This is a genomic window from Thalassobacillus devorans MSP14, from assembly GCF_000496835.1.
GTDB classification, from domain to species: Bacteria; Bacillota; Bacilli; order Bacillales; family Halobacillaceae; genus Thalassobacillus; species Thalassobacillus devorans_B.
The window spans coordinates 783,893-804,785 of the sequence record NZ_KI543237.1; the positions used below are offsets into that span (position 1 = coordinate 783,893).

At 43.1% G+C, this 20,893-nt stretch carries 16 protein-coding genes; 6 read left to right on the plus strand and 10 right to left on the minus strand.

Features of this window, described 5'->3' with window-relative positions; translation table 11 throughout:
* Window positions 1-13: 13 nt before the first annotated feature.
* Window positions 14-697, minus strand: coding sequence for a cytochrome c oxidase subunit II (gene coxB / locus P855_RS21055; RefSeq protein WP_051353233.1), 684 nt, complete (start codon window positions 695-697; stop codon window positions 14-16).
* An 824-nt stretch (window positions 698-1,521) separates the two neighbouring features.
* On the opposite strand from coxB, the gene P855_RS0114095 reads away from it, so the two are divergent.
* Window positions 1,522-2,376 carry an STAS domain-containing protein gene (locus tag P855_RS0114095; RefSeq protein WP_028784172.1) on the plus strand — a complete coding sequence of 285 codons (855 nt, stop codon included), beginning with the start codon at window positions 1,522-1,524 and terminating at the stop codon, window positions 2,374-2,376.
* Window positions 2,377-2,421: 45 nt separating this feature from the next.
* On the opposite strand, the gene P855_RS0114100 is transcribed toward P855_RS0114095, so the two are convergent.
* Both P855_RS0114100 and P855_RS0114105 read right to left on the minus strand, forming a co-directional pair.
* Window positions 2,422-2,727, minus strand: coding sequence for a phasin family protein (locus tag P855_RS0114100; RefSeq protein WP_037986082.1), 306 nt, complete (start codon window positions 2,725-2,727; stop codon window positions 2,422-2,424).
* Window positions 2,727-4,388 carry an ABC1 kinase family protein gene (locus P855_RS0114105; RefSeq protein WP_051353234.1) on the minus strand — a complete coding sequence of 554 codons (1,662 nt, stop codon included), beginning with the start codon at window positions 4,386-4,388 and terminating at the stop codon, window positions 2,727-2,729. Before P855_RS0114105 ends, P855_RS0114100 begins: the two co-directional genes overlap by 1 nt.
* Before the next feature lie 446 nt (window positions 4,389-4,834).
* Between P855_RS0114105 and P855_RS21060 the strand changes: the two genes are divergently transcribed.
* Both P855_RS21060 and P855_RS0114115 read left to right on the plus strand, forming a co-directional pair.
* The gene (locus P855_RS21060; RefSeq protein ID WP_051353235.1) at window positions 4,835-6,928 is read left to right on the plus strand and encodes an immune inhibitor A domain-containing protein; all 2,094 of its coding nucleotides are present in this window, start codon (window positions 4,835-4,837) and stop codon (window positions 6,926-6,928) included.
* Window positions 6,929-7,063: 135 nt separating this feature from the next.
* The gene (locus P855_RS0114115; RefSeq protein WP_028784175.1) at window positions 7,064-7,960 is read left to right on the plus strand and encodes a GNAT family N-acetyltransferase; all 897 of its coding nucleotides are present in this window, start codon (window positions 7,064-7,066) and stop codon (window positions 7,958-7,960) included.
* 234 nt (window positions 7,961-8,194) lie between these two features.
* Here the strand turns inward: P855_RS0114115 and P855_RS0114120 are convergent, their stop codons facing one another.
* Window positions 8,195-10,489 (minus strand): glycoside hydrolase family 65 protein, encoded by a 2,295-nt coding sequence (locus P855_RS0114120; RefSeq protein ID WP_028784176.1) that lies wholly within the window; start codon window positions 10,487-10,489, stop codon window positions 8,195-8,197.
* A 190-nt stretch (window positions 10,490-10,679) separates the two neighbouring features.
* On the opposite strand from P855_RS0114120, the gene P855_RS0114125 reads away from it, so the two are divergent.
* The 3 genes from P855_RS0114125 to P855_RS0114135 all read left to right on the plus strand — a co-directional run bounded on the left by P855_RS0114125 (window position 10,680) and on the right by P855_RS0114135 (window position 13,863).
* Window positions 10,680-11,432, plus strand: a complete 753-nt coding sequence (locus tag P855_RS0114125; protein WP_028784177.1) for an AraC family transcriptional regulator — start codon at window positions 10,680-10,682, stop codon at window positions 11,430-11,432.
* 38 nt (window positions 11,433-11,470) lie between these two features.
* Complete coding sequence (locus P855_RS0114130; protein ID WP_051353237.1) at window positions 11,471-12,340, plus strand: fructosamine kinase family protein; 870 nt, start codon at window positions 11,471-11,473, stop codon at window positions 12,338-12,340.
* 164 nt (window positions 12,341-12,504) lie between these two features.
* On the plus strand, window positions 12,505-13,863 hold the full coding sequence (locus tag P855_RS0114135) for a YjiH family protein (RefSeq protein ID WP_028784179.1): 1,359 nt from the start codon (window positions 12,505-12,507) through the stop codon (window positions 13,861-13,863).
* Window positions 13,864-13,927: 64 nt separating this feature from the next.
* Here the strand turns inward: P855_RS0114135 and P855_RS0114140 are convergent, their stop codons facing one another.
* The 6 genes from P855_RS0114140 to P855_RS0114165 all read right to left on the minus strand — a co-directional run bounded on the left by P855_RS0114140 (window position 13,928) and on the right by P855_RS0114165 (window position 20,891).
* A complete protein-coding gene (locus P855_RS0114140; protein WP_028784180.1) occupies window positions 13,928-14,593 on the minus strand; it encodes a type 1 glutamine amidotransferase domain-containing protein in 666 nt (221 codons plus the stop codon).
* Between the two features lie 178 nt (window positions 14,594-14,771).
* Window positions 14,772-15,761, minus strand: a complete 990-nt coding sequence (locus tag P855_RS0114145) for an acyltransferase family protein (protein WP_028784181.1) — start codon at window positions 15,759-15,761, stop codon at window positions 14,772-14,774.
* A gap of 402 nt (window positions 15,762-16,163) precedes the next feature.
* Window positions 16,164-17,405, minus strand: coding sequence for an aminopeptidase (locus P855_RS0114150; protein ID WP_028784182.1), 1,242 nt, complete (start codon window positions 17,403-17,405; stop codon window positions 16,164-16,166).
* A 217-nt stretch (window positions 17,406-17,622) separates the two neighbouring features.
* The gene (locus P855_RS0114155) at window positions 17,623-19,017 is read right to left on the minus strand and encodes an L-cystine transporter (protein ID WP_037986084.1); all 1,395 of its coding nucleotides are present in this window, start codon (window positions 19,015-19,017) and stop codon (window positions 17,623-17,625) included.
* A 191-nt stretch (window positions 19,018-19,208) separates the two neighbouring features.
* Entirely contained in the window at window positions 19,209-19,676 is a 468-nt protein-coding gene (gene ribE / locus P855_RS0114160; protein WP_028784184.1) for a 6,7-dimethyl-8-ribityllumazine synthase, read from the minus strand.
* Between the two features lie 21 nt (window positions 19,677-19,697).
* Window positions 19,698-20,891 (minus strand): bifunctional 3,4-dihydroxy-2-butanone-4-phosphate synthase/GTP cyclohydrolase II, encoded by a 1,194-nt coding sequence (locus tag P855_RS0114165; RefSeq protein WP_028784185.1) that lies wholly within the window; start codon window positions 20,889-20,891, stop codon window positions 19,698-19,700.
* Window positions 20,892-20,893: the final 2 nt, after the last annotated feature.

A 20,893-nucleotide genomic window follows, 5' to 3' on the forward strand; every position in this document is an offset into this window, starting at 1 on the left:
TCTGTTAGTGTCATTATTTCTTTGACAGCCAAGTCTGAAATTCAGCTTGTTTGATTACTTTTGTTTCGAACCTCATATCAGCATGAAGCGTTCCACAATATTCCGCACATTTCCCCTGATAGGTGCCTGTTTCTTCCGGGGTAACCTTCAGTCTTGTTTCTTCACCAGGTAATACATCAATTTTTCCTGCTAGTTTTGGCACCCAAAAAGAATGGATCACATCTTTTGAGGTTAAGTGGAAAATAACTTCCCGATCTTTCGGTAAAACTAATGTTTTGTGGGTTTTTTCACCGTTCTCATACTCAAAAGTCCACCTGAATTGCTCTCCCGTAACATTGACATGGAGGGCGTTATCATCTGAACTTGCTCCAATATAGGAGACATCATACGTAATCATCACAGTAGGGACCGCCAGTCCAATCAGGAGGATAATAGGAAATACAGTCCAGATGATTTCCAGTGTCCTGTTCCCTTCTTCATGTTTTGGAATATCATGACGATTTTTTTCTGTTTCCCTGTATTTCACTGTAAAAGTAATAAAAAGAAGCGCTACCACTAATACGACGAACATCATGATGCCAAAACTTAAGTAAATTAAAAAGGCCTGATCAGAAGCTGTCTGGCTTTTCGGATCAAGCACACGCAGATTGCACCCAGAAAGGATGAGCAAAATCGGTATCATTGCAAGTTTTTTCATAGCTCCACGCAACCTTTACCAATAAAATTTTAAAAACGTTATTAACCCTTTAACCTCTCCATAAAGTTATTAAACCTTTGGATTTCTGAAACGTTATTGGATATTTTCACAAGAATCTTATTCAACAAAATGGCCGGATTATGTAAGACTTGGTTTCAAGATAAGGGTTCTTTATCATAAAAGCGTCAGGGGTGGTTTGGAAACTACTCGCTTTCCTGCGGGGGACCTGGCGAGCTTCCTCGGGCTATCGCCCTGTGGGATCTCGCCTATCTCCTTCTCCCGCGGGAGTCTCGCAGTTTCCCTACCACCCCATCCGAAGGATGGGAGAAACGAACCCCTGCCATACATGAAGATGTCTTCCAAATTCACCGCCAAACAAGGCCTCTTTGTACCTATTAGTATGGTTGGATGACTCTGCCTGCCAATGTTTTCGTTTCTCTTATAGACGTAAGGAGGGCCGGGAAATTGCGAGACTCCAATGGGAGGATAGGACATGGTGAGATCCCGCAAGGCGGAGCCTGAGGAAGCTCACCGTCCGCCCATGGAAAGCGAGTGATTTCCCGGACCTCCAAACGCTTATCGCCATAACGGAAACAGTTTCTCTCGAAACTGAGTCTTCAGGAATAGGGAGCTTATCTGTAAATTCAAATCGGAGGTTCAAAAGAGCCAAAACTTTTATCTTATTTCGAAATATGGGGAATTACGGATGTAATTCCAATAATATATTTTCAGAAGATAGCTTGTCATGATTATTTAAATTTACTTAATTACAGTGACAATATATAATGATAGTAATTTATTGTTAAAAGGGACTGAATTGTTTTATGGTGCAAAAAGAACACGTGGTATTCTTCCAAAAGAAAATATCTGAAAACGTTGACGAATTGACTGAAAGAATATTCACTTTATCTGAACATAGGTACCCGCAAGAACTAGCAAAGTTAACCGAAGAAGACTTAAAAGATAATAAAAGAGTCGTCCATGAACTATTTGAAACAATTGCTAAAACAATGCTATATGTAGAGAAATCTAATGAAATAGCCGCTCAATGGGGAGAGGAAGTCGGAAAAACAGCTGTCCGCCAGGGTGGTTCTTTAAGTGATGCGTTGGAGAGAATCGGAATATACAAAGAAGTGCTTTGGACATTTATCGAGGAAACAGCAAGGGAAACCGATTATAACTTCACCCACATCATTGAAGTGGTGACACGTACGGATGATATCTTCAACCATATCGTGCATGGGTTCAGTCTTAGTTTCGCTCGGGAAGAAGAGCGGATTCTTAGAGATTATGAAGAAAAATACCTTAAGCTTTCTACTCCAATTGTCCCAATCAAAGACTCCGCCGCTATCCTGCCAATCATCGGAGAGATTGATCAGAAGCGGGCAGATGTCCTGATGGATGAGACATTGAAAGAAGTGAGCAATTGGAATATCGACTGGCTGATCATCGATTTATCCGGTGTATATGATGTGAACAACTCTTTTATGAGCCATTTGTATCGTCTGCTTGATTCCCTGACTCTATTAGGGATTACACCGCTCCTTACCGGTATGAGACCTGACCTCAGCATGCAGGCAACCAAACTTGGGTTATTTCAAACGAGCAAAAACCGCATTACCACCTGCTCTTCGTTGAAACAAGCGATTGAATTGTTAGACAAGAAAAACATCTCATAACCAACAAAGCCAGCTTCCCACGCAGGAGAAGCTGGCTTTGTTCCGTTATTCACTTTTGTCCCCATGAAGCTTTTCTAATCGTTGTACCCTTGCTTCTAATCTTTCGTATTCGTCTTTCGTTACAAAGCCCATCTCTTTGGCACGCTGTTGCATTTTCGCTTTGCCTTGCTCACTCCACTCAGCATCTTTCTGCATTCCTTTAGCCATAAATTCATCAAACATTTCACGTGCCTGCGAGGGACTGACATCTCCCCGCTGGACTAGGTCATCTAACAGCTTTTCTGCTTTTTCTTTCCCGCTCAAAGCTGCTCCAAGTCCTAGATAAAACCCTTTTTTCAACAGGTCACTCATTATTGACCCCTCCTATTCAAATTGATTGCATGCATCATTTTGACGTGCTTCCTTCCGAAAATTAATAATCCTAAAACACCTATTATGGCCATTACAAAACCGCTCCACATAAGAATGACGTCGGCTGATCCATACCAGTAGATGCCGAGCCCGCCGCCAGCGACAGCAGTCAAGAAAGACAAAGCCGCATAAAAGAGGTAAAACTGGTGGAACATATGATTCTGTTGCTTTTCCGCAGCCCACTCCCGATCTCTTTCGCTGCTTTCCAAATAGCTTACTAATGCTCTTGGCAGCGACAACAGCGGCCGGGCTGTTTCAGCAGCGATATCTTTATAGAAACCATACTTGGAATCATCACCGCTCATCCATTCCCGAATCACCGGCTTTCCCCATGCCATCAAATCGATTTGAGGATAGACAGCTGTCAGTACCCCAATGATGATGGACGTAGCTCTTCCTAAAAAGGCATAATCGGCAGGCAGCTGTATCGGCTGGTTTTTAACGAACCGCTGGATATCCTCCATGATATCGTTCATAATCGTCGCATCCAGTTTCGTGAAGTCCCCGTCCAAATACATATCGACCGTTTCCCTCAACAATTTCTTCACGCGTTCGGTATCAGCGTTTTCAAGCAGGAAGTTCATCTTAAATAAGGCATCGATCACCTGGTCATAGTCATCTAATATGAATCCCTGAATCATCAACCGGATGTAACTGGCATCCTGCTTCTTAATTTCCCCAACCATACCAAAGTCAATCACCACGACTGTACCGTCCGCTTTCAGCATCAGATTTCCTGAATGTGGATCGGAATGGAACATGCCGGTATATAAGAATTGCTCGACACATAAATCGAACAGGATCCTTGCGATTTTTTCACGGCTGATGCCATTTCTTTTTATGAAAGATAAATCAGTTACTCTGGCACCCTCAATCCATTCCATTACCAGTACACGCTGTGTGGAATAATCATTATAATATTCCGGGATATAAACGGACTCCATATCTTTGAAGCGCTTTTTGAAATGATTACCGTTTTGCAGTTCTTTTTTGAAGTCCAGTTCATTACTCATAACCGTTACAATCTCTTTGTAAAGTGCCTGCAAATCCGCCTTCTTCCCATATTCCGTAAAGCGGCGCAGCATCCAGAAGACGATGCGGAGAGCCTTGAAGTCCATATGAAAAATATCTTTGACACGGTAGCGCTGCACCTTAATAGCGACGGAAGTGCCATCTTTCAGCGTCGCTTTGTAGACTTCACCGATGGAAGCTGATGCCACCGCTTCTTCCTCTATGTCCTGCAAAAATTCCTTCAGTTCTCCGTTCCATTCTTCCTCCAGAATCTTTTTAGAATATGAAAAAGGAACCGGCTCTACCCTGTCGACCAAGCCCTCCAGTTCCCGAATGAAGGTGTCAGGCAGCAGATCAGCCCGAGAACTTAAAAATTGCCCGAACTTGATCAGAAGCCCTCCTAAATGGATTGATTTGACGCGATATTCACGAGCTTGCCTGGTCATCAAATCATCCCATTTACGTTTCGTCTCTTCATCCCAGATTCTATGGGTTTTCTGAAACCATAACAACTGCAACATGAATTTGGCAGACATCCATACAATGACAGTTATCCGGTAGAAAGCTATGTATTTCATTCGATCCCGCACGCCAGCTCACCCCCTGCTTCGTTTCTCTATTTATTAGTACCCTATTTTTTCCCTCTCAATCTTAGAATTAAGCTAGTGATTTTAGTGTTAAAATCATAAGGGCAACACTGCCTTATCCAGCCTTTAAATCAGAGTCATCTAATGCTTATCCTTGTTATCGGGTTTGATAAATTATTTCAATATCTTTCCGAACATATTAAATGCAGTGTCCATATATCGAATATCAGCCTTTACTAACCGAAAAGCTCATGACATAAATCATCATTACCTTCCATTATTTTTCTAAAAACAAAATATTTTTAGGCCATACGTCTCGACAAAATATGACTTAAGTATCATTAATGTGATAAATTCCCTCCTATTTTACCATTCACAATTTTCCGAATTTTGGCGATAATTATAACCATATGGAAAATATTCCATGAATTTTAGGGGGAGGAATCACAATGAATAAGAAATTCACAGCGTTGCTATCTGCCAGCGCGTTGACGTTGTCCCTGTTTGCACCAGCTGCAGGCGCAGGAAACGTCAGTGCAGAAAGCAAGTACAGCAACTTCAACACGGAGCGGTATACTGACCGTATCGACATCGACGGTATGCTGGAAAGGCAATCCCGCGATGAGGACTTCCAAAAGCAAGCGAAGCAAAAGATTAAGGAAGCAGCTGAAAATACTGATTTTAACGAGGAAGAAACCACTAGCTCTTCTGGTACACAGGCCAATGCAGCTGCCAACGTCGGAGAGACTAAAAAGTTCCTCAATCGTAACCTTGCATTTAAACCCTTTACTCTTATGAGTGTGGGTGAACATGTCGAAGTTTGGGTAGCTAATGACCTTAGTTTTCCAGAAGGAGACCCGCGTGAGCCACATGTAGTGACACAAGAGCAAGTGGACAAGCTTACAGCTGAGTTCGATAACAATATCTATCCTACAGACACTGAATTTTTCGGTACTCCAGACAGCCATGATGGTACAAATGCCGCATTGGAAGAATTGGGAATTGTTCCTGAAGGTTATTACCAGGGTGATGGCGATAAGATCGTATTGCTTGTCGATAATATTCAGGATGACAACTTCAATGATCCTGATTATCCATTCTTTGTTGCCGGTTTCTACTGGAGCACTTTAGAAACGTATATGGACCGCAACATCATCACCATTGACTCTACTGACTGGGCTAAGCGCCTGGAAAGTACTTTCTATGGAACGACTATCCATGAATTACAGCACTTGATTCATGATGACAATGATTCCGATGAGACATCCTGGGTGAACGAAGGAATGTCCACCTTCTCTGAATTCCTTGGTGGTTATGGTATCGATGAAGGTTCCATCAACTTCCTATTGGACCATCCAGAAAACTCACTGACTAACTGGGACGAGCATGTCAATGCGGAAACTGGTCCGGAAACGATTGCTGACTATGCGTTAGTTCAATTGTTCAACCTGTATAACTATGAGCAATTCGGTCAGGAATTTATCCGTACCATTGCTACAAGTGAAGTAAATAGCATCGAAGGCTACGAAAAAGCTTTAAAAGAATTTGGCATCAACAAAACATTCAATGAAGTTTACCAGGACTTCACTACAGCTTTGACAATCGACGACGATCAATTCAAAGGCGGTATCTATGGCTTCCAAAACGCTGACCTAAGAGAGCTGGAAGTGGAAGATGGCAAAGAGCGTGGTAAGACTGTAAACTTTGAAAAAGCGAAGGCTTTTGAAAAAGACGGCGTCCCTGCTTGGGGAACTGACTATAAAGTGTTCGATTTTGAAGACAATGCTAAGATTGAAGACTTCAATTTTAATGGCGTGGACTTTATGCCAACAAAATGGGAAACTGTTGCCGATCCACTTGGCTCAGATAACCAGGTTTATTGGGGCGGAGAAGGAAATGAACTGGACAACAATATCATCTTTGAAGCTGACCTGACTAATGTAAACGAAGCAACCCTTCAGTTTGATAACTATATCGATATTGAAGAACAATGGGACTTCGGAGTAGTACAAGTTTCTACCGATAATGGACAGACATGGACTTCCCTAGCAAACGAAAATACACGTTCTGATGTAGTACCAGAAGGCTATCCAAAAATTAAAGATAACGTTCCTGGCTTTACCGGTCACTATGAGGACTGGCAGCAAGAAACGTTCGACTTGTCTGACTATGCCGGGCAGAAAGTACACATCTCTTTCCGCTACCTGACTGACTGGGGATATAACGATGCTGGCTGGTTCGTTGATAACATCGAAGTACCTGAAATTGGATTGAGCTATGATGGTTCTTCAGTAGAAGACTTCCAATCTATGGATGAACTGCTTGAAAACTATGTGAACTATGGTGTAAGCTTCATCAACGAGAAACAAAATGGGGAACACCGAGTCCTTCAGGTTGATCCATTCAACGTAACAGAAGAAGAAGCACTTCAATTGAAACAGTTATTCAAAGAAGGTACTACTTATATGACAACCCATTATGCTGCTCCACAGGATAATGTCACTCCAGTACCATTTGAATATAACGTCAAGTATAAAAAATGAGAAACCCTAGAAGATAAAAGATAATTAACCTTAACCAGCCAGGACTTAACCTGGCTGGTTTTTTGTAGAAGATATCTGCTTGCGCTTACTTCCCCTTCTATGTCATGCTTATAGAAAAAAGGCAGGCGAATACCTTTGCAAATAAAAGAACTAGAAGTGAAAGACTTACAAAAGGTTGCAGAATGGCTCTACCATATGAACGAGCAGGACAAGCATTTCGTAGCCTGGCTAGCTTCTGATCAGAATGAAATCTATGAACAAATTTGGACGTTGACCCAATTCACTGATCCACTGGCATATGTAGCATGGGAAAATAATAAGATTATCGGATTTCTCGGCATCCTGCCATTTTTCGAGCAAAAGCTATGCCGGCTGCTTGGTCCGTTTGCAATGGAACAGGAAACAGAAGTGATGGAAGGGTTATGGGATAAAGCATCGTTAACAATGGAACTTCATTTTAAAGCTGTAAAGGTTGCCAGTTTTAAAGCAAATAGTCATTTGATAGACTTTTGTGAACGACATCGTTTCCATCTGTATAATATTGAAAAAACGATGGCTATTCACCGTTATGACTACCAACCCGGCCAGCATGATGCCCGTAATGTTGTAGAAGTCATGGACGAGGATGAAGCAGAAATCAACCGCCTTCACCCAAAAGGTGCCTATTACACCACACAGGAAATGATGACCCTATCCCGCAAAGAATCTAATAAGCTATGGGGCTATCAAACGGAAGGCCAGCTCAAAGGTTACCTTTACTTTGAAACGATCATACCGAATGAAGAAGGGGAAATTTGCTTTGTAAATGTCGACCAGGACGAACGCAGTCAGGGAATCGGCACGGTGCTGATTGACCATGCCCTCCAATACGCATTTCTTGTCCTCGGCCTGGAGGAAGTAACCATATCGGTACGTACAAACAATGAAGGGGCAGAGAGTCTGTATCGTGAATTTGGTTTCAAGGAAGCACAAACTATCTTTGCGTTTGAAAAGCTGTTCCAGGAGCCTGTACTGAAAAACCCTTTCCATTAATGTGAAAGGTCCTGCAAAATGTGCTGCTTCAAAACCTGATCTCAAGGTTTGAGGCGGCTTATTTTATGTGCTTGTAAACGTGCGACAATACAGCCTAATCGTGCAAGTCAGAGTGTTAAACGTGTGACTGCTGGTAATAAACGTGCAAGTTTCGCAACTAAATGTGAGGGCACTGAATCCGCTCTTCCAGCAATTATGTAAAAAAGCAAGCTTCATCGAGAAGCCTGCTTTTGCTTAAAAGGATAATTTTGTTGTTTCATCCGTTAGTACTTCCACTTCTTCTCCATTCACAAACAGTTTTACACTGGTCCCTTCCACTAAATCCAGTGCAATACCGTCGCGGGATACTTTCACTTTGATCGGCCGCCCGTGGTAATGAATATGAAAGGCATAGCTGTTCCATTGCCCGGGCAGTTTCGGGGTTAAATGCAGACCATCCGGTTTAATGCGCAGGCCGGCAAACCCGAAGACGATCGCCATCCAGGTTCCTCCCATGTTAGCCATGTGAAGCCCGTCTTTTGTATTTCCATGTGTGTTATCCAAATCCAGCCGGGCTGTACCTTCAAAATAATGATAGGCTTTATCCATATCTCCCAGCTTGGACGCCATCATACTGAACACACAGGAGGACAATGATGAATCATGCGTCGTAATCCGCTCATAGTAGTCATAGGAATGATGGATCGTCTCCTCATCACTGTAGTCTTCCAACAGAAAATGCGCCAGTACTGTATCTGCCTGTTTACACACTTGATAACGATACAAAGTCAAAGGGTGGTAATGCAATAATAAAGGATAATGTTCCTTCGGTGTATTTTCAAAATCCCAAACCGCTTTGTTTAAAAAGCTGTCATCCTGCGCATTGATTTGCAGGTTTTCATCGTATGGGAGGTACATAGACTCAGCTGCTCGCTTAAAACTTTCCACTTCCTTTTCAGAAAGGTCCAGCCGCTCCCATAGCTTTTCAGCATCATTATCCTGCCAGGTTTTCATTTTTTCGTAAATACGATAAGCCCATTCCAGATTGTACTTTGCCATGGCATTAGTATAGTAATTATTATTAACAATGCAGGTATACTCATCAGGCCCGGTGACGTTGTCGATGCCAAAGGTGCCATCCTTGCGGAAATGCCCCATATCGACCCAAAGACGGGCAGTTTCCATCAGCACCTCCGCCCCATAGTCCATCAGGAAGACGTCATCTCCGGTAGCATGGTAATACTGAACATAGCTGTAGGCAATGTCTGCACTAATATGATACTGAGCCGTTCCAGCAGGAAAATAGGACGAGCATTCTTCCCCGTTTATCGTTCTCCATGGAAAAAGGGCTCCCTGGTTGTGCCCCATTTCTAACGCTCGTTTACGAGCGTTGTCTAAAATAGAATGGCGATAGACCAGCAACTGCTTGGCCAGCTCTGGAGCTGTCATCAAAAATACAGGAATCATATAAATTTCTGTATCCCAGAAATAATGCCCTTCATAGCCTTCCCCACTTAAACCTTTCGCCGTGATATTACTGAATTTATCTCTTCCGGCAGATTGCAGCAAATGGTAAAGGTTGAACCGGATTCCTTCCTGTAAGGACTCATCACCATCTACTTCTACATCGCTCCGCTCCCAATATTGTTGGAGATATTTTTCTTGTGCTTCCAACAGCTGATCCTCCTGGATGCTGTCTAATTGACCTTTAATCCGTACTGCTTTCTGTCGTAAATCCCCGTTGTGACGTAAGTCGTCCACGTAAATGTTCCACTTACTGAAGACAACCGGCTTATCCTGATCGGCTTGAAATTCATACGTGAACACAATCCGTTGTTCCTCTGCTTCCTTACTTATATCCACGAGCTTATCATCAAGGCCTTTATGATAACTCAGGCAAGCCATTTCCAGTTCCGATCTCTCTGCTTTACTTTTAAGAAAAGCATTTTCATCAAAAATTTCCGACTCATTCACGTGCAGCAGCTTGGCATGTCCCGCTCCAACTCTTGGATCCCCGGGATCTACGAAGTTTTCTACTTCTCCGTCCAGCGTGGATACAATTGTGATAGTATCATTGAAGTTCAATGGAACGACCGAGACTTTAATAAAGAACAACTCACGGTGTACAAAGGACACCACGCGCTCGAAATGAATTTCCACCTCTTTCCCCAATGGAGATTTCCATTTGATCGACCTGACTGTTTTTCCTTTGTCCAGGTGAAGAACCCTTCCGTATTCCAGCACCTCCCCTTCCTGAATGGAGAAATGTTCTTTTTCTTTACCTAAATAGATATGGATGGTCTGGCCATCAATGACATTCAACATTTTCTGCTGCGTATCCGGGAACGCGAACAATTTTTCTCCATAGGGGATGTCAATCACGTCATGAAAAGCATTCAAATAGGTACCGCGTACTGTCGGTACTGCTCTGCCATATGATTCTTCAAAATTTCCTCTTACGCCGATATAGCCATTGCCAAGAAAGAATAAGCTTTCTTCATTATTCAAATCCAATTCTTTGATGGAATGCCGCTCAATTTTCCAACTCATCATTATTCTCCTCCCTGCTTTCATAGTGGCAGTCTAACGAGTTCGTTCCCATTTGCTCCAAATCTATTTTTTCCCGTTATACTGTATGGACAAACACCCTTCATTTCAAATATAACCGCTTTAATTTTTTAGTGAAATCGCTTACAATAGTGATTAAATCGTGCATTTTACATACTTAGGGGGCCTCATGATGTTGACAATCAAGCAAACGATGATCGACCAGTTTATGAGCATGCGAATACATAATAAGAAATCCCACCACCCTCACCCATCTTATCTGCTGGAACAGCAATTATTGGAAGCTATCACAAGAAAAGATATGGACCGGGCAAGCCTGTTACTTAACCATATCAATCAAATATCTCGTGTACCATACGCGAGACGCAAACTGCGAACACTAAAAAATTCAATGATCAGTTTATGTACATTATTCACCCGTTCAGCCATAAAGGGCGGAGTTAACCCGGAAACGGCATTCCAGCTAAATGAAAGATACTTGCAGAAGATTGAAGACCTTACCACTGCTCAAGCGATCCGTCAGCTTGAGCATACGATGCTGGAGGAGTTTATCCAGGCCGTAGAAAAGTCAGATGAACTCCCTTACAGTCCGGTCATCAATAAAGCGATCACGTATCTGCATGAACATATCCTATCTGACTTGACATTAGAAGATATTGCGCAGGCGTGTTACGTCAGCCCCAGTTACTTGTCCCATCTATTCAAAAAAGAGGTTGGGCTGTCCATTATCCAGTTCATCAATGAGAAAAGAGTCGAGGAATCAAAATATTTTTTGCTGCACACGTCCACTTCTATTGCTGACATCGCCCGTTTATTTCAATTTTGCAACCAAAGTTACTATACCTCTGTGTTTAAAAAATATGTGCAACAAACTCCTAAACAATACAGGGAGGCAATAGGTGCTCCTCCCCTGAAGGAGTGTTAGCATGAAGTACGGGGTATACGTATGTTGGAGGGATGTTGATGAACCATACAATTCAAAACGCCTTGCACAACCTTGGAGACCACTCTCCTGTAGAGGCGATTCGTCAGGTGGCAGGTGGAGATATCAATGAAGCTTATCACATTACTACCCGGGAGAATAGCTACTTTATCAAAACTAATGAAGGCATTCCCACACACTTCTTCGAGGTGGAAGCCAAGGGCTTGGAATTGATTCGGAATACCAATACGATACGAGTCCCATACGTCTACTATTTTGACAGACCGGAAAATGGAACGGCCGGAGCAATCGTAATGGAGTGGATCAGCGGGGCGCCTCAGAACGATACACCCGCACGTCTCGGAAGAAAGTTGGGAGCCATGCACCAGGTTGAAAATGAACGTTATGGTCTAAAAGGTGAATCGTTTGTCGGCACACTTGCCCAGCCTAATGGGTGGTTCGGAGACTGGTTAAGTTATTATCAGAAACAAAGACTGCTTCCACAGCTCGAGTTAGCAGCCAGACAAGGATTGATGAACCATGAGCGCAGAAGTAAAATGGAGCAATTAATAGCCCAACTGGATGAATGGATACCAAAGCATCCAGGTGCTTCTTTGCTTCATGGTGACCTTTGGGGAGGGAACTGGATGGCAGGTCCGGACGGAGAGCCTTGTTTGATCGACCCTTCTGTCGTTTATGGAGACCGTTCATTTGAACTTGCCTTCACCGAACTGTTTGGAGGATTTCCAAAGCAATTTTATGAAGCCTATGAAGACATTCACCCATTTCCGCCCCACTATCACGATACCAAAGCGATCTACCAGTTATTTTACCTGCTCGTTCACTTGAATCTGTTCGGAGAAAGCTACGGCAGGCCTGTGGACCGGATTCTCACTGCCTATATCGGCTAATGCTTTTCACAACGATGCTCCCCCTTGTGGGAAGATTACGCATCATTTTCGGATTCTGAATCTTTTCAAAAAATTACTATTGGCAATTCATACATTTTGTATTAAAATTAATTTTGCTGTATTTTTATGAATATCCTTTATATCACATTATAGGAGTGTACCCCATGAATAATTATCGTATAGCCGATCATTTAAAATTTATTATTCCATCCTTAATTGGTATCATCCTGTTTATGGTACCTTTTGCCGATACAACCGAAGATGGTCAGGAAATCATCACTATTCCGATTGCTATTTTATCGGGATGGGTAGAAACAGCGCTTGCTGATCAGTTATCGTTTATCATGATGTTGATTATATCCATTACTGCAATCGGATCGATTGTTATCCGATTGACGGGACCTGCCTTACTCGACCAATTCCCGTTTTTCCAATCCTTATTCTATGTATCACCGGTATGGCTGATTACGAGAATTCTCGGTATGATTTTCGCCATCATGGTCTATTATCAAATTGGGCCAGAAGCAATCATCTCTGAGAACACCGGTGGACTGCTGCTGGACTCTTTACTGCATGTTTTGTTTGCAGTCTTCTTATTCGCCGGTCTATTTTTACCGTTATTACTTAACTATGGACTATTAGAACTGGTAGGTGTGTTATTGACAAAAATTATGCGTCCGCTGTTCACGCTGCCAGGACGTTCTTCCATCGATTCTATTGCCTCCTGGCTGGGAGACGGAACCATCGGTGTGTTATTGACAAGTAAACAGTATGAAGAAGGATACTATTCCAAGCGGGAGGCTGCCGTTATTGGTACTACCTTCTCTGTGGTATCCATCACCTTCAGTCTTGTAGTCATCAGTGAAGTCGGTCTGGCGCATATGTTCGTACCGTTCTACTTGACCGTAGGGTTTTCCGGCTTTGTAGCTGCCCTTATTATGCCGCGGATTCCGCCACTTTCGCGTAAAGCAAGGACCTATGTAACCGAAGAATCCGAAGACGTCGAGGAAAAAATTCCAGAAGAACATAATGTGTTCAGTTACGCATACCAGCAGGCCGTCGAACGCGGCAGCAAAGAAACCAGTGTGAAAAAGTTCTTTAAGCAAGGTGCGCAGAACATCCTGGATATGTGGATGGGGGTAGCACCGATCGTCATGGCGTTAGGAACGATTGCCCTTGTGATTGCTGAATTCACACCATTTTTCACATGGCTCGGTTATCCGTTCATTCCATTATTGGAATTAATGCAGGTTCCATATGCAGCGGAAGCATCAGAAACGATTCTCGTCGGTTTTGCAGACATGTTCTTGCCTGCCATTATTGGGGCATCCATTGAAAGTGAAATGACCCGTTTCATTATTGCTACGCTGTCGGTCACTCAGTTGATCTATATGTCTGAAGTCGGCGGCTTGTTGCTCGGCTCTAAAATCCCCGTCAACATGAAGGATCTCTTTATTATCTTCCTGCTTCGTACAATAATTACATTACCGATCATTGTACTTGTAGCTCACTTTATATTTTAAAAAGAAAAATATACCCCGGAGCCTCCAGATATTGGAGGGCTCCGGGGTATTGTTATTGGATAGATTATTTATTCATTTCATCGACAAAGGCACGGCCGGCACTTAAGCTGGATTGCGGGTTTTGTCCTGTAATGAAGTTACCATCTATTTGAATATGATCTTCCCAGTTATCTTTAGTAATGAATTCTGCACCTTCTTCACGAAGCTTACTTTCCAACAGAAATGGCATTAGCCCATCAAGTCCTGTATCGCGTTCTTCTGCGTCAGTAAAACCTGTGATTTTTTTGCCTTTCACAATAGAATCTCCATTGCTGTCTTTGACGCCGACAAACCCAGCTGGCCCATGACATACCGCCCCGATCAATTTATCGTTATCGGCAAAGTGCTGCAATGCGTTCTGCAACGTTTTATTATCAGGTAAATCAAACATGGTCCCATGTCCCCCAGGAAGAAATACTCCGTCGTAGTTCTCAGGCGTAATGTCATCCAATTTAACTGTACTGTTCAGGGGATCCATTACACTGTCATCCCACTCATCCGGCAGCTCGTTGGAATAGCTGTTCGGATCAATATGAATCTTTCCTCCTCGAGGACTTGCAGTTGTCACCTCATACCCGGCTTGAGTAAATTCCATGTAAGGCTCTACAAATTCAGAAAGCCAAAGTCCTGTTTCATGCTCTTCATCAATTTTTTGAGTGCTCGTTACGATCATTAATACTTTCTTAGCCATGGCGTCGCCATCTCCTCCTTTAATGTTGAATCTCTCTCTACTTACTATTTCACATTTCCTGTTATTTCAAACAAAGTAACCGTTTGGTTAAATAAAACAGCTGTTCTAATGCGGATAGAAAATAAGAAAGCCGTATCCATCCAGGGAAGCCTGGAAGATACGGCTTTGTTTCAGCAATTTATGAGGTTTGCTGCCTTTTTCTTACTAAAGGAAGCTTTCCTTCAATGAAGGGCTTTGCCACTGTCAATGCTGGTTTGCTTGATAGCAATAATACGATCAGCATCGATAATACTGCTAAACCTACGACATCCATGATGTTATCCACCTTGAACGCATCGATTTGCCTGAAGAACTGGATGAAGAAACCATGGAGTAAATACACATACAATGTCCTCTGCCCCAGGCTGGTAATTCTCATCTCTCTTCGGGGCATCCAGGCCATGACACTGACAATCATCAGACCCGCCAGGATATAAATACTCAAACGTATTAATCCACCCGCATCTGCAAGCTCCAACACTTCGTATGACTTGGACCCTAACAGCCAGCCTGAGTTGATTTCAGGCAGGAAGAATAGCAGCCCGGCGACTATGCCCATCACAGCTAATGAAGTAATCCTTACAGGCATGGTACGCCATTTTGCGATGTTTTCTTTCGTCAGCCAGTAGCCTGCCAGGAAGAAGGGGAAAAACACAAACGTCCTCGATAGACTATAGGCATGACCAATTGTATCAAAGTATCCGACCAGTATGCCTATCGCAATTGTAATTGCCATCCCGGTAAGTGGTGGAATTCTGCTGAACAATTGCAGCAGCAGGTGCCAGCAGAACATACTGACTAAGAACCATAATGACCAATGCGGGTAGAACAGCCCGCTCGCCCAGCCTTCTTTTCCAATAAAAAAGAAATATCCTGTATAAATCGTTTGGAACATCAAATAAGGAAAAAGTAACTTTTTAGCTAATTTAGCAATGTATCCCTTGTTCCCTGCACCTTTTGCGAAAAATCCAGCCAGTAATATAAAAGCTGGCATATGGAAGGTGTAGATCCACATATACAACGTATACATCGGTTTTGATCCATCCGTAAACGGTTGAATCATATGACCGAACACAACAAGTAATATCAAAATTACTTTCGCATTATCAAACAATGCATCGCGTTTCATATGCCTCAGTCCTTTTTATTTTAAAATCTTCTTCAAATTATTCACCGTTTGTGCTTTTTTAAACAGGTGATCATGTTTCATTTTATATGTAAATCCCTGATCATAGGGCAATTTCAAAGAGATGTTATCGAATTTTAAGTGGGGTGACAAACTTCGTAACCAGTCTGTAACAGACCAGAACAAAAGCGCAAGCGCCTTGCTCACCCCCGACAAGCTTAAGTCAAGCCTCGCCGTGACGTTTTTTTGTCACAGAGAGGATTGACTTAAGACCTCGAGGGGGTAGGCGCTGGAGCTGGATGCGGCCCACAACAAAATGTTATCCACAACCATTATTTTTTATAATTTCTAGACCATGAGAAAAAGCAGCTGAACATATCAGCTGCTTACGATACCTGCGTTAAATTATTTAAAATCGATTGCCCAGGAACCATCGATAAACAGGGGTTCGGTAGTACCATCAGCCAGCTCGCCTTGAATTTGTAAATCTTCCGAACCCATCATGAAGTCAACGTGGACCAGGCTGTCATTGACCCCATTTTTATCCATTTCTTCTTTGCTCATATTCGAGCCACCTTCGATGTTCGTCGGATAAGCTTTGCCTAAAGCTAAATGACAGGAAGCATTCTCGTCATACAAGGTATTGAAGAAAATATGGCCGGACTTCGAGATTGGCGACTCATGGGGTACCAGGGCGACCTCACCCAACCGCTTAGCTGCTTCATCTGTTTCTAGCAGGTGTCTCAAGGTATCCTCACCTGCTTCCGCTTTATAATCCACTACTTTGCCATTTTCAAATATAAGCGTGAAATCTTCGATTAAGCTGCCACCATGATTCAATGGTTTGGTACTGGTCACCTTGCCGTTGACCCCATATTTATGCGGCATCGTGAACACTTCTTCCGTAGGAATATTGGGATTGAATTCGATGCCATCATTTGTTTTGGTAGAACCGCCATGCCAGATGTGTCCCTCTGGAAGATCAACCGTCAAATCCGTACCAGGTGCTTTATAGTGAAGCTTGCGATATTGCTTTTTATTTAGAAATTCTCGTGCCTGACGTAATGTTTCGTTATGCTTATTCCAGGCTTCTACCGGATCATCCTGGTCGACACGGGTGATCTTGAAAATCTGGTCCCATAATTTATCAACCGCCATTTTTTCCGGGCGGTTCGGGAATACTTTTTTCGCCCATGCCACTTGAGGAAAGGCAATGATGTTCCAGGAAACCTTATCATTCATGACATAGTCGCGGTAAGTGGTCAGTGCCTGAGCACTGGCTTTATTAGTAGCCGCGATCCGCTCGGAATCCACATCTTTCATCAAATCCGGGTCAGGACCGTAAATGGTCAATAAAGAATAGCCATCTTTGACCATTTCCTCTAAACCTTCTGCTTTCCACTTTGGAAAGTTGGTCAGTACATCCATGGGGGCGTTTTTTAATTTCATGTACGAAAGCATTTCGTCATTCCATTCTACATGAACATTTTTCGCACCTTTACCATAAGCTTTCGCAGCGATGATCCGTACAAGATCGGAAGCTTCCAATGGCGCATTTATAATCAAGCCTTGTCCCTTTTGTAAGTTGACGCCCTTAGTAAGGGCTAAATCTGCATATTTTTCAAGGTTCTTCTGATTGTTTTTCATACTGTCTACCTCCATTTATTGCCGTTTTCTTAGCTATTCTCAATTATTTCATAATTTCGGCATCTTTCCCAGCGAGATAACTCCAAATAGCCTTTGACTGACAATAAAAACCAGCGACCGACAACCCATCCTATGTATATCTCCATTTTTAAACAAACCACCCCCTCTTGATCAATCATTTGATCAAGAGGGGTTTTATCTTGATGTCTATCAATATCTAGACGGCAATATCCTTTTCAACTGCATCTTTATCATTAAATTTGGTAACATCCAGTTTCCCTAAAATTCGTGATGTCAAAGTCCCCGAGGTCATGGCACCGTTAACGTTTAATGCAGTCCTTCCCATATCGATCAGCGGTTCTACGGAAATGAGCAGTCCCGCTAAATAAACGGGTAAATTCATGGAAGACAACACGATCAACGCTGCGAATGTCGCCCCTCCCCCTACTCCGGCTACACCGAAGGAGCTGATTCCGATTATCAAAATCAACTGGATCAGAAAACCTGGACTGAGTGGATCGATCCCCACTGTAGGAGCGATCATAACTGCAAGCATAGCGGGATAGATTCCGGCACAGCCATTTTGGCCGATGGTAGCTCCAAACGAAGCCGACATATTTGCCGTTCCTTCATCTACCCCCAGGCTGTTTTTCTGAGCAGAAATATTTAACGGAATCGTGCCTGCGCTGGAGCGTGAAGTAAAGGCAAACCCTAATACCGGTAATACTTTTTTCACGTAAGTCAACGGATTCAAGCCGCCAACTGCTAATAATATCAAATGCAGAAAGAACATGACCAACAGCGCTGCATAGGAGGCGAGCACAAATTTACCCAGTTCCAATATACCAGCCACATTCGTCTGGGCCACAGTACTTGCCATCAAACCCATGATGCCGTATGGAGTCAAACGAAGCACCAGGGTAACAATTCGCATAACAACTGCATAAACCGCATGGACACCTTTAATAAAGATCGCCGCTTGTTCTGGGATCTTCCGTCGGACCCCAAGAACTGCTATCCCGACAATTGCTGAAAAAATAACAACAGCGATGGTGGACGTGGCCCGTTCACCGGTCATATCCTGAAACGGATTAGAAGGGATGAATTGTAGAATCTTCTGAGGAGTAGTCATTCCTTCTATTTCACCCAGACGTTCTTCCATAAAGCTTCCCCGTTCTTGTTCAGCCTGACCTGCTTCAATCTGTTCTGCGTTCAAGTCAAAAACTAGAGAACTGCCAATCCCTACGACTGCTGCTACCATGGCGGTAGCTACCAGAATACCAATGATCCATCCGGACATCTTCCCTAATTCGGATGTTTTTTCTAAGTTGATGATCGACTGGATAATCGAGACCATGACGAGCGGGATGACAATCATCATTAACAGTCGAACATAACCACGACCAACAATACTGTACCAATCTGTTGTTTGGGCTACTATGCCTGATTCTGCCCCGTATGCAATTTGCAAGAATATCCCTAACAGAATTCCAAAGCCTAAACCTGCAAAAACCCGCTTGCTGAATGAAAAATGCTTTTGCTGCATTTTCACCAAGGCTCCGATAAGAACAAGTAAAATAGCAATATTCAAACCAACCAACACGTGAATCACACCTTTCTCCTTCTAAGAAATGGTAAAGCTCTGTTTAACCTGATAATACACATAAGTTTAATTGGTTTTAGATAACATACCGCCATTTTATGCAGGTGTCAATGGATTGTTGCTTATTTTTAATAATATGAAGATTGCATCTTGTCCTAGTCAAAAAAAGTTCACGCAACGTTGCGTGAACTTTTTCATGATTATCCGAGCATTTTATTCAAGTTAGCCATTTCGATTGCTGCCGACGCTGCTTCCCAGCCTTTATTACCAGCTTTCGTACCAGCGCGTTCAATTGCCTGCTCAATCGTATCCGTTGTGATGACACCGAAAATCACAGGGATGCCACTCTTGCTGGAGGCCTGTGATACCCCTTTGGCTGCTTCGCTGCATACGTAATCAAAATGAGGGGTGGAACCTCTGATGACAGCCCCAAGTGTAATAACCGCATTATATTTTCCGGATTCAGCCATTTTGGAAGCGATCATAGGAATTTCAAACGCCCCAGGAACCCAGGCAGCTTCCACCTGTTCTAAATCTATTCCATGACGCTTCAATCCATCCAGCGCCCCTTCATAAAGCTTGCTTGTAATAAAGTCGTTAAATCGTCCCACGACGATTCCGATTTTCAAGTCCGATCCGACCAAATTTCCTTCATAGTGTTTAACCATGCAGTTTTCCTCCTTCAATCCCTAAAAATGAAATAAATGACCCAGCTTGGATTTTTTCGTTTGCAGATACTTCTCATTTTCGACCCGGCTAGGCATTTGAATAGGCAGCCGTTCAACGACTTCCAAGCCATGTCCGCCCAGACCTGAAATTTTTCTCGGATTATTTGTCAATAAGCGAAGTTTGGTAATACCCAGGTCCTTCAATATCTGGGCTCCAATGCCATAATCCCTTAAATCAGGTGCAAAGCCCAGCTTTTGGTTAGCTTCTACGGTGTCGAGCCCCTGCTCCTGCAATTTATATGCATGCATTTTATTTAACAAGCCGATACCGCGGCCTTCCTGTCGCATATATAAGAGGACCCCACTCCCATTCTCCTCGATTTGACGGAGGGCAGCATCAAGCTGTGGTCCACAATCGCAACGGTAAGAACCGAATACATCACCGGTCAGGCATTCAGAATGAACCCGAACCAATGTGGGTTCAGCCGGTTTTATTTCCCCTTTGACCAGGGCCACATGTTCCCGGAAATCGACATCATTGGTATAGCCGTATGCCTTGAAGTCCCCATACTCTGTTGGAAGATTGATTTCCACTTCCCTCTTAACATGATTTTCATAACGGTTTCTGTACTTGATCAAGTCTTCTATCGTAATCATTGTCAGGTCGAATTCATCTGCCATTTTTCGGAGATCAGGTACTCTTGCCATCGTTCCATCTTCTTTGATGATTTCACAAATAACTCCGGCAGGATCCGATCCGGACAGTTTAGCTAAATCTACCGCAGCTTCCGTATGACCAGCCCGGCGCATGACTCCTCCTTCTTTCGCTAACAAAGGGAAAATATGACCTGGTTTATTGAAATCCTCTGGTTTCGATGCAGGGTTAAGCAGTTGTTTGATGGTATCTGCCCGCTCTGCTGCTGATATTCCTGTCGTTGTATTTTTATGGTCAATACTGACTGTGAAAGCCGTTGCCAGGGAATCCGTATTTCTTTCTACCATCGGGAACAGATCCAGCTTCTCAGCAATCGGCTGGCTGACTGGAGCACAGACTAACCCTTTACCATACGTAATCATAAAGTTGATCATTTCCGGAGTCGCATATTCCGCAAGTCCAATCAGATCCCCTTCATTTTCCCTATCTTCATCATCACAGACGATAACGACTTTTCCTTGCTTTAAATCTTCTAAAGCTTGCTCAATAGAGTCAAACATTT

What these genes read in the sequence shown, in the direction of transcription:
- coxB (WP_051353233.1), bottom strand. Translation starts at nt 697, where the DNA reads ATGAAAAAACTTGCAATGATACCGATTTTGCTCATCCTTTCTGGGTGC.
- P855_RS0114095 (WP_028784172.1), top strand. Translation starts at nt 1,522, where the DNA reads ATGGTGCAAAAAGAACACGTGGTATTCTTCCAAAAGAAAATATCTGAA.
- P855_RS0114100 (WP_037986082.1), bottom strand. Translation starts at nt 2,727, where the DNA reads ATGAGTGACCTGTTGAAAAAAGGGTTTTATCTAGGACTTGGAGCAGCT.
- P855_RS21060 (WP_051353235.1), top strand. Translation starts at nt 4,835, where the DNA reads ATGAATAAGAAATTCACAGCGTTGCTATCTGCCAGCGCGTTGACGTTG.
- P855_RS0114120 (WP_028784176.1), bottom strand. Translation starts at nt 10,489, where the DNA reads ATGAGTTGGAAAATTGAGCGGCATTCCATCAAAGAATTGGATTTGAAT.
- P855_RS0114125 (WP_028784177.1), top strand. Translation starts at nt 10,680, where the DNA reads ATGTTGACAATCAAGCAAACGATGATCGACCAGTTTATGAGCATGCGA.
- P855_RS0114130 (WP_051353237.1), top strand. Translation starts at nt 11,471, where the DNA reads ATGAACCATACAATTCAAAACGCCTTGCACAACCTTGGAGACCACTCT.
- P855_RS0114135 (WP_028784179.1), top strand. Translation starts at nt 12,505, where the DNA reads ATGAATAATTATCGTATAGCCGATCATTTAAAATTTATTATTCCATCC.
- P855_RS0114140 (WP_028784180.1), bottom strand. Translation starts at nt 14,593, where the DNA reads ATGGCTAAGAAAGTATTAATGATCGTAACGAGCACTCAAAAAATTGAT.
- P855_RS0114145 (WP_028784181.1), bottom strand. Translation starts at nt 15,761, where the DNA reads ATGAAACGCGATGCATTGTTTGATAATGCGAAAGTAATTTTGATATTA.
- P855_RS0114150 (WP_028784182.1), bottom strand. Translation starts at nt 17,405, where the DNA reads ATGAAAAACAATCAGAAGAACCTTGAAAAATATGCAGATTTAGCCCTT.
- ribE (WP_028784184.1), bottom strand. Translation starts at nt 19,676, where the DNA reads ATGGTTAAACACTATGAAGGAAATTTGGTCGGATCGGACTTGAAAATC.
- P855_RS0114165 (WP_028784185.1), bottom strand. Translation starts at nt 20,891, where the DNA reads ATGTTTGACTCTATTGAGCAAGCTTTAGAAGATTTAAAGCAAGGAAAA.